This is a genomic window from Shinella lacus (assembly GCF_010994755.1).
Taxonomy (GTDB): Bacteria; Pseudomonadota; Alphaproteobacteria; order Rhizobiales; family Rhizobiaceae; genus Shinella; species Shinella lacus.
Genome location: NZ_WHSB02000004.1, coordinates 163,791 through 176,861 on the forward strand (window position 1 = coordinate 163,791; position 13,071 = coordinate 176,861).

Genomic DNA, 13,071 nt, shown 5'->3' on the forward strand with positions numbered 1-13,071 from the left:
GCGATGGAAAGGCGCGCTTCCGCCACGAAGCGAACCGGAAAATGCCCATTTTTGCGGCGAAGCATCCGGCCGTCCTCCGGCTCCCTGACGGGCCGCATTCACGCATTCGGTGTCCCATGCTCGCAAAATTCCGCCCCGCCCTCCTCTGTCTCGCGCTGGCCTGCACCCCAGCCTCCGCCGCCGATCTCATGACCTTTTGGGACAGCCCGCAAAAGGGCGGCAACAGTTTTAATGCCGGCGAGCCGGATGCCGCCTATTTCGAGGCACTGGCGGCAACGGGCGCCTCCTGGGTGCGCCTCACCTTCAGCAAATGGAAGGGTGAAGGTCGCGATTTTCTCATCGGCAACGCCGATCACTATGAGGGTCTTCCGGCGAAGGATCTGGAGAGGCTGAAGAAAGCACTCGATGCCGCGCATGCCGCCGGCCTCAAGGTCGTGGTGACGCCGCTCAGCCTGCCCGGCGCCCGTTGGAAGCAGCAGAACGGCGGCAAATTCGACGATCGGCTGTGGTCCGATCCGGCCTTTGCCGGCCAGGCCGTCAAATTCTGGGGCGATCTCGCCGGCGCGCTGAAAGACCACCCTGCCGTCGCCGCCTATAACCTGCTCAACGAGCCGGCGCCGGAAAAGACCACCGGGCTTACGGAAAACGCCGCCATGGCGGACATCCAGGCTTGGCAGCAGAAGAATGCCGGTGGCACCCGCGACCTGCCGCAGCTCTATGCACGCATGATCGAAGCAATCCGCGCCGTCGATCCGGTGACGCCGGTCATGGTGGATGGCGGCTACTATGCCAATCCGCGTGCTCTCGCCGCCTGGCCGAAGCGGCTTGCCGACGACAAGGTGCTCTACGCCTTCCACATGTACGAACCCTATGACGCGACCAGCGCGCCGAACATGAAGCGCGAAACGCCGCTCTCCTATCCCGGCATCACGACGGACTATGCCGGCGGCAGGACGACATGGGATCGCAAGGCCGTCGCACAGCATATCGACACGGCCTTCGATTGGGCGAAGGCGCAGGGCCTGCCGCCGACGCGCGTGGTCGCCGCTGAATTCGGCTGCATGCGGCTCTGGGCCGATTGCGGCACCTATCTCACCGACGTGATGGATGCGGTGGAGGAAAAAGGCGGCCACTGGGCCTTCTATTCCTTCCGCGAGGATGAGTGGGAAGGCATGGACTACGAGCTGTCGGCAAAGGTGAAGCCCGGCCAGTTCTACTGGCTGAAAGACCAGGGCAAGGCCGATACGCTACCGAGAAATGGCAAGCTGATGGACCTGCTGAAGGCGCGCATGCAGAAATAGAGCGGCGTGCCACGCCGCTCTGATGCCGATGGTTCAGGCGGCGCGTGTGTAACCGGAGCCGTGCGCCGGCTGGGCCGTCCCACCGGTGCGGAAGGCGCTGAGCTGGGCGGCGATGGAAGCGGCTTCCTGCGTCAGCGCCTGGCTGGCGGCATTGGCCTGCTCGACCATGGCGGCATTCTGCTGGGTGATCTGGTCCATGGCGTTGACCGCCTGGTTCACCGCCTGCAGGCCCGTCGCCTGCTCCGCCGTGCTGGAGCGGATGGTGTTGAAGACCGCGCTGACATCCACCACCTGCGACACGATCTGGCGCAGCGACTGGGCGACCTCGTTGACCGAGCGCACGCCATCCTCGACCTGGCCATGCGACTTAACGATGAGGTTCTGGATGTCCTTGGCGGCATCCGCACAGCGCTGGGCAAGGGCGCGCACTTCCGAGGCGACGACCGCGAAGCCGCGCCCCGCCTCGCCCGCCCGCGCGGCCTCGATGCCGGCATTGAGCGCGAGCAGGTTGGTCTGGAAGGCAATCTCGTCGATCACCTCGACAATGTTGGCAATGGCCGAAGACGAGGCCTGGATCTCGCCCATGGCGACGATCGCATGCTCCACCACCTCGCCGCCGCGCTGCGCATTGTCACGCGCCGCCATCACGAGGGCATTCGCCTCGTTGGCGCTCTGCGCGGTTTGGCGCACGGTGGTCGTGACCTGCTCGACGGCGGCCGCCGTCTCTTCGAGGTTTGCCGCCTGCCGCTCCGTGCGCTTGGCGAGATCGTCGGACGCGGCCGCGATCTCCTGGGCGCTGAGATGGATCGAGCCGGCACCGACGCCGATATTGCCGATGGCCTGTGCCAGCGTGGACATGGCATGGTTGAAGTCGTCGCGCAGCGCCTCATAGGCCTGCGGCAGCGGGCCGGTGATGCGCGCCGTCAGGTCGCCGTCGGAAATGCGCTTCAAAGCCGCGCCAAAACTGTCGCCGACGATCTTACGCTCTTCGGCCACGACTTGCGCCTGCACCGCCTGCTGCTTGGTGACGTCGGACGTGTCCATATAGACCGAGATCGAAAGGTCCATGTCGAGGAACATCGCCTTGAGCAAGCTGGAGAACTTTGCGGCAAATTCGTCCGGCGTGATCTCCTGGCGGCTGAAGAGGCCCGGCTTCGGCCAGAGCGATTTCACGGCCTCGGCGAGCAGATGTTCGACGATCAGCGCATAACCGCCGATATACCAGCGCGGCTCCAGCCCGATGCGCGCATGAACATGGCCGATCGTCTGCACCTTGGCGGCATAATCGCCGGTGAAATCGCCGGCGGCGATGTTTGCCCAATGGCCGATCTGCGCCTTCTTGGCGCGGTCGATATGGGCGTCGGAGGAAAACAGGTGGTTGACCTCCGGGCTCTTGCGCACGATCGCATAGAACTTGTCGAGCGCCGGGCCGAGCTCCTTCTCGATGAAGGGTTTGAGGCTGCGCAGCCGCTTCAGGGCCGGTTCGTCGAGGCCGAGATAATCCAGACGGCGCGCGATGTCGTGATTCTGGCTGGCGGTCGCAGGGGTCGGCTTCATACTTGCGGGTATCCTGACGGCTATGGAAATGGAAGAACAATGTCCATCGGGGCGGCGATGCCGGTCCCGCGACCCGTCATAGGTCCTGCCGGAGGCACCGGGCCTCCGTGGATCAAGCTTTCTGTTGCGATATCACTAGGTTAGCCGTGGTAAATTGTTCATTACCAGCGGGCGTGCAATCTTGGGAAACGGCTGCGCAATTGGTCGCAGCCGTTTTTGTCTTTCGTCAAGTCCGGGGATCAGGCCGCCCGCTGGATCGTGCGGAAGAAGCCGCGCTCCGTCGATGTGCGCTTGGGCACCGGCATGAGGCGCAGCACTTCCTCGGCGAAGAGCCGCGCGTTTTCGCGCGCCTTGTCGAGGTTGCTCACCTTGGCCGGGTCCATCGAATAGAGCGTGCCGCCACAGTCGAAAATGTCGCGGAAGGCGGTGCGCTCGCCGATCGGCGTATCGAGCACGGTGACACCGCGGGCCGACAGCAGCCCCTTGATGGTGGTCATGGCGCGGGTCGTCACCATGGCGTTCATGCGGGTGAGCACGACCGAATGGTTGATGCGGATACCCGCCTTCTCGTCGAGCTGCTTCAGCAGTTCAAGGATCTGCGCCGCGCCGCGCGCATCCATCGCACAGCCCTGCACCGGGATCATCACATGGTCCGACAGGCCGATGGCGGTGGCGACGAGCGCATCGCGCGCACCGGCGAGGTCGATGATGAAATAGTCGGTCGTGTCGCGGTTCTCGCGGATATGGCACTGGATGGAGGCCATCGAGACTTCCGAGATCACGGCGATATTGCGCTGGCGGCCGGAAATCTCGTGCCAGTGGCTGATCCAGCGCTGCGGGTCGGCGTCGAGAATGGTGACGCGATGGCCCTGGCTTGCAAGCTCCGTTGCAAGGATGAGGGCAGCGGTGGTCTTGCCCGCGCCGCCCTTGGCATTGGCAAATGTGATGACTGGCATGTCGTACCTCAAAAAATGCTGCGAGCTTGGTCATCGCTCTCGTCAGGCGACCCCGTGCAAATGGCGCCCGCTTCCTCAAATCTTTCAAAACATGGTTAACGAAGTGGAAATTTCCGCATCGCGAAGATTAATGAGATGACGGCGCGAATTTGCGCCCGGACAGGAAAAAGCCCGGCAAACCTGTGGTTTCCGGGCTTTTGTCAATAATTAACGGTAAGAATTGAGGGGTGCCTACCACGCCGCCGCCGGCTGTCCATCCGACGCGGCGGTGCGAATCTCCGCCCTCGCCCGCGGCTTCCAGCTTTCCTCCGCGCCGACGAGCCGAAGCACGTCGCTGGCAAAGGCCTGCATGTTGAGGACCGCCTTGTCGAGATTGCTGATCCGGCCGCCCTGCATCGAATGAAGCGTGCCGCCGGTCTCGAACATGTCGCGAAACGCGCTGCGCTCGATGATCGGCGTCGAGACCACCGGAATTTTCGCCGCATCCAGCACCGACTTCACATTGCGCAGCGCCCGGGTGGTGACGAGCGGATTGACGCGCGACAGCACGACGGCCCGGTTGATCGGCTTGTGTGCATTGGCGCTGACGAGATCGATGAGTTCGAGCACATGGGCGGCCCCGCGGCTATCCATGGCGCAACCCTGCACGGGCACCAGCACCAGATCGGAAAGCCCGACGGCCAGCGCCACCAGCGCATCGCGCGCGCCGGAAAGATCGATGATGACGTGATGGTGGCTGCTGCGCATGGCCCTGAGCGGGCTGGCGAGATTGGAGGCGGCGACGTTTTCCACCAGCGTCAGGCCTTCGCCGAGCCGTGCGGCCCGCGCCCAGGCGGCAGCCAGTTTCAGGTCGTCGCAATCGAGAAGGCAGATGCGTGCGCCACGCTCAACGAGTTCACTCGCCAGCAGCACCGCCGCTGTAGTCTTGCCCGAACCGCCCTTGGCGTTCGCTATGGATATGACCGCCATCACTTTACCGCCGCATCAGACCGTCACGCCGCGCCGGAAAAAGCGGCTCGCAAATCATGACAGTAGAATGACATTTTGATGACAACCGGTGCGCGATGCAATCCGTAATATTGAGGGAGTAGAAATCGGGGCGGCGATCCTGCGACCGCCGCCCTTCTTGATTGTCAGATGCACTCGACGAAGAGACGCTTTGCGGCGTCCAGCGTCAGTTCCACCGGGTTGCCGCCGGCCGTCGGGTCGACGATCGCCATGGCCGACATCTCGTCGATCCGGTCCGTACCGACGCCGAGCGCCGACAGCTTGTCCGGCACGCCGAGCTCTTCGCGCAGGCGCAACACGTAGTCGAAGAAGCCGTCGAAACCGCCGGCAATGCCGAGATAGGCGGCGGCGCTGGCGATCTTCGCTTCGATCGCCGGACGGTTGAAGGTCAGCACCGGCGGCATCACGACGGCATTGGTCATGCCATGGTGCGTGTTGTAGATCGCGCCGACCGGGTGCGACAGCGAGTGGATCGCGCCGAGACCCTTCTGGAAGGCGACGGCGCCCATGGCGGCGGCCGACATCATGTTGGCGCGGGCCTCGATATCCGTGCCGTCCTTGTAGGCGCGCGGCAGGTATTCCTTGACGAGGCGCAGGCCTTCGAGCGCGATGCCCTGGCTCATCGGGTGGTAGAACGGCGAGCAATAGGCTTCCAGGCAATGGGCAAAGGCGTCCATGCCGGTGCCGGCCGTGATGACCTTTGGCATGCCGACCGTCAGTTCCGGGTCGCAGATCGTCACCGAAGGCAGGAACTTCGGGTGGAAGATCACCTTCTTGGTGTGCGTCTCGGAATTGGTGACGACCGAGGCGCGGCCGGCTTCCGAGCCGGTGCCGGCCGTCGTCGGCACGGCGACGATCGGCGCGATGCCGTCGGAATTGGCGCGCGTCCACCAGTCGCCGATATCCTCGAAATCCCAGACCGGGCGCGTCTGGCCCGACATGAAGGCGACCGCCTTGCCGAGGTCGAGGCCCGAGCCGCCGCCGAAGGCGACGACGCCGTCATGGCCGCCGTCCTTGAAGGCTTTTACGCCGGCATCGAGGTTCTTGTCGTTCGGGTTCGGGTCGACATCGGCGAACATCGCCCGGCCGAGGCCGGCGGCGTCCAGGATATCGAGTGCGTTCTGCGTGATCGGCATCGTGGACAGGCCGCGATCGGTGACGAGCAGCGGCTTCTTCATGCCGACCGCCTTGCAATGATCGGCCAGTTCCTTGATGCGCCCTGCCCCGAACTTGATGGCGGTCGGGTAGCTCCAGTTGGCGGTGATGGTCATGCTCTTCAAGCTTTCCTGAAGTGATAGGATTTCGGTCGGGTGAGGTTGTGGAAACCGATGACGGAGAGCGAGCCGCCACGGCCCGTTTCCTTGACGCCGGTCCAGCAGAGCGCCGGATCGAGATAGTCGGCGCGGTTCTGGAACACGGTGCCGGTCTCCAGATCGCGGGCGATGCGGGCGGCGCGGTCAGAGTCTTTCGTCCAGAGCGAAACGGTAAGGCCGTACTTGCAGTCGTTCATCAGGGCGAGCGCCTCTTCGTCGCTCTTCACCTTCATGATGCCAACGGCGGGGCCGAAGGTTTCTTCCGTCATGAACTCCATCGAATGATCGACATCGACGAGCACCTGCGGGGCGACATAGGCGCCGCCGTCATCGGCCGGGAACAGCTTGGGATCGACCAGCGCCTTGGCGCCCTTCGAAACCGCATCGGCGATCTGCGACCGCACGGTCGCGGCAAAGCGCTTGTGCGCCATCGGGCCGAGCGTCGTTTCGGGATCGAGCGGGTTGCCGAGCTTGTAGTTCGACACCCAGGCGACCGACTTTTCGACGAAGGCGTCGTAGAGCTTCTCGTTGACGTAGACGCGCTCGATGCCGCAGCAGCACTGGCCGGAATTGTAGGTGGCGCCGTCCATCAGCGTGTCGACGGCGGCGTCCAGGTCCGCGTCTTCCATGACGTAGCCCGGGTCCTTGCCGCCGAGTTCCAGACCGACCGGCGTGAACGTGCCGGCAGCGGCGCGCTCGATGGAGCGGCCGCCCTCGACGGAGCCGGTGAAGTTGATGAAATCGAACGCATTGCCGGCGATCAACGCCGAGGTCGTGTCATGGTCGAGGAAGACGTTCTGGAAGACGTCTTCCGGCACGCCGGCCTCGTTGAAGGCGCGCACCAGCCGCTCGCCGACGAGCAGCGTCTGCGCGGCATGCTTGATGATGACCGTGTTGCCGGCCATCAGCGCCGGCGCGATCGTGTTGATCGCGGTCATGTAGGGATAGTTCCACGGCGCAATAACAAAGACGACGCCATGCGGCTCGCGCTCGATGCGGCGCTCGAAGCGCTCGCTGTTCTCGATGACGATCGGCGCCAGCGACGAGCCGGCGATCTCGGCGACGTAGTTGGAACGCTCGTTGAAGCCCTTGAACTCGCCACCGTAGCGGACCGGGCGGCCCATCTGCCAGGCGATTTCCGGCACGATCTCGTCGGCCATCTCGTTGACGCGGGCCACACCCTTCAGCACGAGCTGGATACGGTCTTCCAGCGGGCGCTTCGCCCAGGATTTCTGCGCCTTCTTCGCGCGGGCGACGACGTCCTGCGCCGCTGCCAGCGGCAGCGACTCACGCTCGGCGTAAACCGAGCCATCCACGGGGGATATGCATTTGATCACAGTCATGATCGACTTCCTGTTGGTTCTTTCGGAATTCTGGTTTTGACGGCGGTCGCCGCGCCTGAACGCCTGCGAGATGGTCTCCCGCAGGCGTCGAGGGGCAGACCCGCGCCGTTCTTACGCTCTCTCGAAGCCCCGCGCCACCTCCCAGTCGGTGATGCGGCGATCGTACTCTTCCTGCTCCCATTCGGCCGCGCGGACATAATGTTCGATGACGTCGTCGCCGAAAGCGTCGCGCAGCATCTTGGAATCCTTCAGCGCCGCGGTGGCGCCGCGCAGGGTCTTCGGGATTTCGCGGGCATCCTTGCCGCCATAGGCATCGCCGACGAAGGGCGCCTCAAGCTCCAGCTTCTCCTCGATGCCGGCAATGCCGGCGGCGAGCAGCGCGGCCATAGCGAGATACGGATTGAGGTCCGAACCGCCGACGCGGCATTCGATGCGGATGCCCTTGGTGCCTTCGCCGCACAGGCGATAGCCGGCCGTGCGGTTGTCCTTGCTCCAGATCGCCTTGGTCGGCGCGAAAGTGCCGGCGACGAAGCGCTTGTAGGAATTGATGTAGGGCGCGAGGAAGTAGGTGATTTCGCTGGCATGCGCCAAGAGGCCGGCCACATAGTTCCGCATCAGCTCCGACATGCCGTACTTGGCTTCCTTGTCGAAGAACTTCGCTTCCTTGCCGTCGACGCTCCACAGCGACTGGTGGATATGCGACGAGGAGCCTGCGGAATTGTAGTTCCACTTTGCAAGGAAGGTGACGGACTTGCCGCGCTGCCAGGCGATTTCCTTGGTGGCGTTCTTGATGATCGAATGCCGGTCGGCCATCGTGACGGCCTCGGCATACCGCACGTTGATCTCTTCCTGGCCGGGCGAAGCCTCGCCCTTGGAATTCTCCACCGGAATGCCGGCGCCCTGCAGGCCATTGCGCAGCGCCCGCATCACGTCCTCTTCCTTGGTGGTCTGGAAGATGTGGTAGTCCTCGTTATAGCCCGAGGCGGGGCGCAGATCGCGGTAGCCGCTCTCGCGTGCGTCGTCGAAGGTCTGGTCGAACAGGAAGAATTCGAGCTCGCTCGCCATGAACGGCTTCAGGCCCATGGCTTCGAGGCGCTTGACCTGCTTCTTTAGGATGGCGCGCGGCGAATGCGGCACTTCCTCATGGGTGTGGTGGTCAAGCACGTCGCAGAGAACCAGCGCCGTGCCTTCGAGCCAGGGCAGCTTGCGCAGCGTCGAAAGGTCCGGCTTCATCGTATAGTCGCCGTAGCCCGCTTCCCAGCTCGTCGACTTGTAGCCGGCAACGGTCTCCATCTCGATGTCGGTGGCGAGCAGGTAGTTGCAGCTATGCGTCTCCTCGAAGGCGCTTTCCACGAAATAGACCGCGTGAAAACGCTTGCCCATGAGACGGCCCTGCATGTCGACGAGGCAGGCGAGAACGGTGTCGATGCGGCCGTCGGCAACATCCTTCTTCAGATCATTAAAGCTATAGGTCATGGTCATGGGGCGGTCCTGGGGGTTATGGCGTCGTGCCGGACCGGGCCGTCAAGGCCCGGTCCGAGGAGTTTGGCGGGATCAGCCGTTGACGTAGGGCGGTCCGGCCTTGTTGATGACGGCGTTGTAATCCTCGAAGATCTTGACGACCTTGGCGGCCACTTCGCCCTGCTCCGCGATCTCCTTCCAGAATACCTTTGCGGCATCCTCGACCGGCTTCCATTCGGCAGCCGGAATGCTGGTGAGTTTCAGCTTCGTACCCTCGGCGCGCAGCTTCGCCTCACCACCCCAGTACCACTGGTCGCGGTAGTTGTTGCCGGCCTCGATCGCCGTCATGACAAGCTTCTTCAGATGGTCCGGCAGTTCCGCCCACTTCTTCTCGTTGACGAAGAACGAGCCGATCCAGGCGCCCGAAATGTTGTTGGTCAGGAAGTGCTCGGTGACGTCGGCCCAGCCGACCGTGTAGTCTTCGGTGATGCCCGACCAGGCCATGCCGTCGAGTTCGCCCGTCTGAACGGCCACCTGCGCATCCTCGTAGGGGATCGTCACCGGCACGACGCCGAACTGGCTCAGGAACCGGCCGGCCGTTGGGAAGGTGTAGAGACGCAGGCCCTGGAGGTCGGCAAGGGTGTTGATGGGCTTCTTGGTGTTAAAGTGGCACGGATCCTGGCCCGAGGACGACAGCCAGACAACGCCGCCGACTTTCTCGTAGGCCGTCCTCCAGATATCGGCGAGGCCGTATTGCTTGAACAGCACCGGCACGTCGAGGATCTGCTTGGTGGCGAGCGGGAAATAGCCGCCGAAGGTCGCGACCTCCGCAGGCGAGGCCATTGAATCGTCGTCCGAATGAACGGCGTCGATCGTGCCGGCCTGGAGCGCGCGGAACAGTTCGCCGGTCGGCACGATCTGGTCGGCGTAGAAGAGTTCGATTTCGAGCTCGCCCTTGGCGGTAGCATTGATCGCGTCGATGATCGGCTTGGTGACATGCTCGCCAAGTGCAGCACCAGCATAGGTCTGGAAGCGCCACTTGATGGCCGTCTGCGCCTTGACGACGGCAGGCGCCGCAAGCGTTACGGCACCGGCAGCACCGATCGTCGCGGCACCGGCCCTGGTAAGAAACTGCCTTCTGTTGGTCATATCTATATCCCTCTGGTTATCGTTTGGTTTTCTGCCGGGAACGGCCGTTTGCCCCGGTCTGTCAATGGTCTTTTCTTCTATCCGGCCTCATTGCTCCGTGGAAACCGGCGGCCGTGGCCGCCGGGCATAATTGGTCATTTTGCGTAGAAATTCTCCGGCAGCCACGTCGCGATCTCCGGGAAGCAGCCGATGATGATCAGGCTTGCGACCATGATCCCGACGAAAGGCCAGATCGATTTGTAGATGTCGGACATGCCAATGCCGGGCGGCGCCATGGCACGCATCATGAACAGGTTGTAGCCGAAGGGCGGCGTGATGTAGGCGATCTGGCAGGTAATCGTGTAGAGCACGCCGTACCAGACGAGATCGAAGCCGAGTTTCTGGACGAGCGGAATGTAGAGCGGCGCCACGATGACGAGCATCGCCGTGTCGTCGAGGAACATCCCCATGATCAGGAACGACAGTTGCATCAGCACCAGCACCTGCCACGGCTCAAGGCCGAGGTCGCCGAGGAAGAAACGCTCGATCGACTTGACCGCGCCGAGGCCGTCGAAAACGGCACCGAAGCAGAGCGAGGCGATCAGAATCCACATGAACATGCAGGTGATGCCAAGCGTCTTCTGCAGCACGTCGTTCCACAGCCGGCCGGTGAGCCGGCCGCGCCACCAGGCGACCAGCGCCGAGGAGATCGCGCCGATGGCGGAGCTTTCCACTAGGCTGGTAATACCGCTCAGGAACAGCGACATCATCAGCGCGAAGATGCCGAGCGGCAGAATACCCGCTGTAAGCAGCTTCAGCTTTTCGCCCAGGGGCACGTTGCGTTCTTCCATCGGCAGCGCCGGTCCAAGCAACGGATTGATCCGGCAGCGCACATAGACGTAGATCGCCATCAGCGTCGCCATCAGAAGGCCCGGAAGCAGGCCAGCGAGCCAGAGTTGGCCGACCGGCACGCGGGCGATCATGCCGTAAAGCACGAGCACGATGCTCGGCGGGATGAGGATGCCGAGCGTCGAGCCGCCCTGCACGACGCCCGTCGTCATTACCTTGTCGTACCCGCGGCGCAACAGCTCCGGCAGTGCGATCGTAGCACCGATCGCCATGCCGGCAACCGAAAGCCCGTTCATGGCGGATATGATCACCATCAGGCCGATCGTGCCGAGCGCCAGTCCGCCGTTGATCGGCCCCATCCAGACGTGGAATGCCTTGTAGAGGTCTTCGGCGATGCCCGATTCCGACAGCATGTAGCCCATGAACACGAACATCGGCACCGTCAGCATCGGATACCATTTGACGAGCTTCATGGCCGATGCGAAGCCCATTTCCGAACCGCCCTCGCCCCACAGCAGATAGGCGGCGACGACGCCGACGAAACCGATGACGGCAAAGACCCGCTGCCCCGTGAGCAGCAGCACCATCATGGCCGCAAACATCGTGATTGCGATGAATTCATAACTCATGCGATGGGCCTTCCCCGCAATTCAGCGATATCCTTGAACAGCGAGGAAAATGCCTGAGCAAGCATCATCACGACGCCGAAGGTCATGACGATCTTGATCGGCGCCATATAAGGCGCCCATGCGCTAAAACTCTTTTCCTTAAACTGGATGGCGTAGGTGGTGCTGGCGATACCGCCGTAAAGCATGAAACCGAGGAAGATGATCAGCGCGATGACGGTGATCGTGTCGAACGCGGCCCGCTTGCGCACCGACCAGTCGCTGTAGAAAAGGTCCATGCGCACATGGTCGCTGGTCTGCATGGCAAAGGCACCGCCGAGCATATAGTAGGCGGCCATGGTGAACTGCGCGGATTCCAGCGTCCAGTTCGCCGGCAGGTGGAATGCCTTCGAGACGGATGAATAGAGTAGGATCGCGAACATCGCAAAAATCAAATACATGGCAAGAATGCCGACGCGCCGGTTGAACGTGTCGACGACGCGCACATAGCGCTTGATGAAATCAGGCATGACCCCTGCCTTTGCTGGCAGTGACGGCATTTTCAGCCCGGCCGGCCCTCCGATACGACAACATAAGCATCCGCTTGGCCTCTCCAGTTCGTGTTCATTTCCGTCTCCACAGACGCTTGTTCCCCGGGTCGGTTCTTATTGTACTTTGGGCAGGCTCTCGAGGAGCAGTCCCGTCAGATAGTCGGCCACGACCCCTTGGCCGGCTTCGTCTTTAATGAGGTCGTTGCGGACCTCTATCATCACATTGGGCAGGCCGTTCGCGAGGCCATGCTCTTTCAAAGTATGCGTCACGCCGTCTTCAGGCCCGTAGGGCTCGTTGCGGCGGGTGTCGTAAAGGCTTTTTTCGCCGGCCGCGGCCAGCATGGCATCGGCAAGCCGCGTATCCGCATCGTGCAGGATGCCGATCTCGACGGCACGCGGCTTTCCGAAATAGACCGGCGTGAAACTGTGCATCGTCACGATGACCGGCGGCCGCCCCTCGGCGATCCGGTTTTCGACGAGGCGGCCGAGCCCCTTGCGGAACGGCAGGTAGAGAGCCTCGGTGCGGGCATCGCGCGCCGCCTGGTCGAGGCCGGCATTGCCCGGCACCTCGAAGACCTCGCTCTTTTCCGGCATGGCGGCCGGCGATTCGGGCGGGCGGTTGCAATCATAGACGAGGCGCGAAAAACGCTGGAAAACCAGCGTCGCATCAAGGCTTCTGGCCATCAGGCGCGATACGGCGAGCGCGCCGGGATCCCAGGCGATATGGCTTGCGAGCGCTTCTTCCGTAAGACCCAGCGTACCGAGCGCCTTCGGAAGCAAGCGGGAGGCATGCTCGCAGACGAGGATCACCCGGCCACGCGCAGCACTGTTTTCAAGGGCGACGGGGTCGCCCTCCTCTCCAGTCAGAATTCCCATCGGGCCTGATCCCCTCGACCGGCTCTTGTCATTTCTGAAGAGAATTCTTCACAGTTTTGTCCATGTCAACGGTCCAATGAAAAAATCTCTTCAAAAAAACATTTGACTTGAATTGTGACAGTG

Annotated in this window: 11 protein-coding genes; 1 reads left to right on the top strand and 10 read right to left on the bottom strand. The window is 62.9% G+C overall.

The features are described from left to right. Window positions 1-116 precede the first annotated feature (116 nt). Window positions 117-1,301, top strand: a complete 1,185-nt coding sequence (locus tag GB927_RS12185; protein WP_256117205.1) for a glycoside hydrolase family 5 protein — start codon at window positions 117-119, stop codon at window positions 1,299-1,301. 33 nt (window positions 1,302-1,334) lie between these two features. Here GB927_RS12185 and GB927_RS12190 read toward each other — a convergent pair whose 3' ends face one another. From GB927_RS12190 to GB927_RS12235, 10 genes are all read right to left on the bottom strand, one after another. Then, the gene (locus GB927_RS12190; protein WP_256117206.1) at window positions 1,335-2,858 is read right to left on the bottom strand and encodes a globin-coupled sensor protein; all 1,524 of its coding nucleotides are present in this window, start codon (window positions 2,856-2,858) and stop codon (window positions 1,335-1,337) included. Window positions 2,859-3,097: 239 nt separating this feature from the next. After that, window positions 3,098-3,814, bottom strand: a complete 717-nt coding sequence (locus tag GB927_RS12195; protein ID WP_256117207.1) for an AAA family ATPase — start codon at window positions 3,812-3,814, stop codon at window positions 3,098-3,100. Window positions 3,815-4,045: 231 nt separating this feature from the next. Next, a complete protein-coding gene (locus GB927_RS12200; protein ID WP_256117208.1) occupies window positions 4,046-4,783 on the bottom strand; it encodes an AAA family ATPase in 738 nt (245 codons plus the stop codon). 164 nt (window positions 4,784-4,947) lie between these two features. Beyond that, window positions 4,948-6,093, bottom strand: a complete 1,146-nt coding sequence (locus GB927_RS12205) for an iron-containing alcohol dehydrogenase (protein ID WP_256117209.1) — start codon at window positions 6,091-6,093, stop codon at window positions 4,948-4,950. A 5-nt stretch (window positions 6,094-6,098) separates the two neighbouring features. Next, complete coding sequence (locus tag GB927_RS12210; protein ID WP_256117211.1) at window positions 6,099-7,478, bottom strand: aldehyde dehydrogenase family protein; 1,380 nt, start codon at window positions 7,476-7,478, stop codon at window positions 6,099-6,101. A 111-nt stretch (window positions 7,479-7,589) separates the two neighbouring features. Further along, the gene (locus GB927_RS12215; protein ID WP_256117774.1) at window positions 7,590-8,954 is read right to left on the bottom strand and encodes a glutamine synthetase family protein; all 1,365 of its coding nucleotides are present in this window, start codon (window positions 8,952-8,954) and stop codon (window positions 7,590-7,592) included. A 78-nt stretch (window positions 8,955-9,032) separates the two neighbouring features. Continuing rightward, window positions 9,033-10,088 (bottom strand): TRAP transporter substrate-binding protein, encoded by a 1,056-nt coding sequence (locus GB927_RS12220; RefSeq protein WP_256117212.1) that lies wholly within the window; start codon window positions 10,086-10,088, stop codon window positions 9,033-9,035. A 134-nt stretch (window positions 10,089-10,222) separates the two neighbouring features. Then, entirely contained in the window at window positions 10,223-11,545 is a 1,323-nt protein-coding gene (locus tag GB927_RS12225) for a TRAP transporter large permease (RefSeq protein ID WP_256117215.1), read from the bottom strand. Further along, on the bottom strand, window positions 11,542-12,051 hold the full coding sequence (locus tag GB927_RS12230) for a TRAP transporter small permease subunit (protein WP_256117216.1): 510 nt from the start codon (window positions 12,049-12,051) through the stop codon (window positions 11,542-11,544). The genes GB927_RS12225 and GB927_RS12230 overlap by 4 nt, the downstream gene beginning before the upstream one ends. A gap of 135 nt (window positions 12,052-12,186) precedes the next feature. Further along, window positions 12,187-12,948: an N-formylglutamate amidohydrolase gene (locus GB927_RS12235; protein WP_256117217.1), complete on the bottom strand. Its 762-nt coding sequence runs from the start codon at window positions 12,946-12,948 to the stop codon at window positions 12,187-12,189. Between the last annotated feature and the right edge of the window lie 123 nt (window positions 12,949-13,071).

Coding starts and splice junctions, on each gene's coding strand:
- GB927_RS12185 (WP_256117205.1), top strand. CDS start 117: ATGCTCGCAAAATTCCGCCCCGCCCTCCTCTGTCTCGCGCTGGCCTGC.
- GB927_RS12190 (WP_256117206.1), bottom strand. CDS start 2,858: ATGAAGCCGACCCCTGCGACCGCCAGCCAGAATCACGACATCGCGCGC.
- GB927_RS12195 (WP_256117207.1), bottom strand. CDS start 3,814: ATGCCAGTCATCACATTTGCCAATGCCAAGGGCGGCGCGGGCAAGACC.
- GB927_RS12200 (WP_256117208.1), bottom strand. CDS start 4,783: ATGGCGGTCATATCCATAGCGAACGCCAAGGGCGGTTCGGGCAAGACT.
- GB927_RS12205 (WP_256117209.1), bottom strand. CDS start 6,093: ATGACCATCACCGCCAACTGGAGCTACCCGACCGCCATCAAGTTCGGG.
- GB927_RS12210 (WP_256117211.1), bottom strand. CDS start 7,478: ATGACTGTGATCAAATGCATATCCCCCGTGGATGGCTCGGTTTACGCC.
- GB927_RS12215 (WP_256117774.1), bottom strand. CDS start 8,954: ATGACCTATAGCTTTAATGATCTGAAGAAGGATGTTGCCGACGGCCGC.
- GB927_RS12220 (WP_256117212.1), bottom strand. CDS start 10,088: ATGACCAACAGAAGGCAGTTTCTTACCAGGGCCGGTGCCGCGACGATC.
- GB927_RS12225 (WP_256117215.1), bottom strand. CDS start 11,545: ATGAGTTATGAATTCATCGCAATCACGATGTTTGCGGCCATGATGGTG.
- GB927_RS12230 (WP_256117216.1), bottom strand. CDS start 12,051: ATGCCTGATTTCATCAAGCGCTATGTGCGCGTCGTCGACACGTTCAAC.
- GB927_RS12235 (WP_256117217.1), bottom strand. CDS start 12,948: ATGGGAATTCTGACTGGAGAGGAGGGCGACCCCGTCGCCCTTGAAAAC.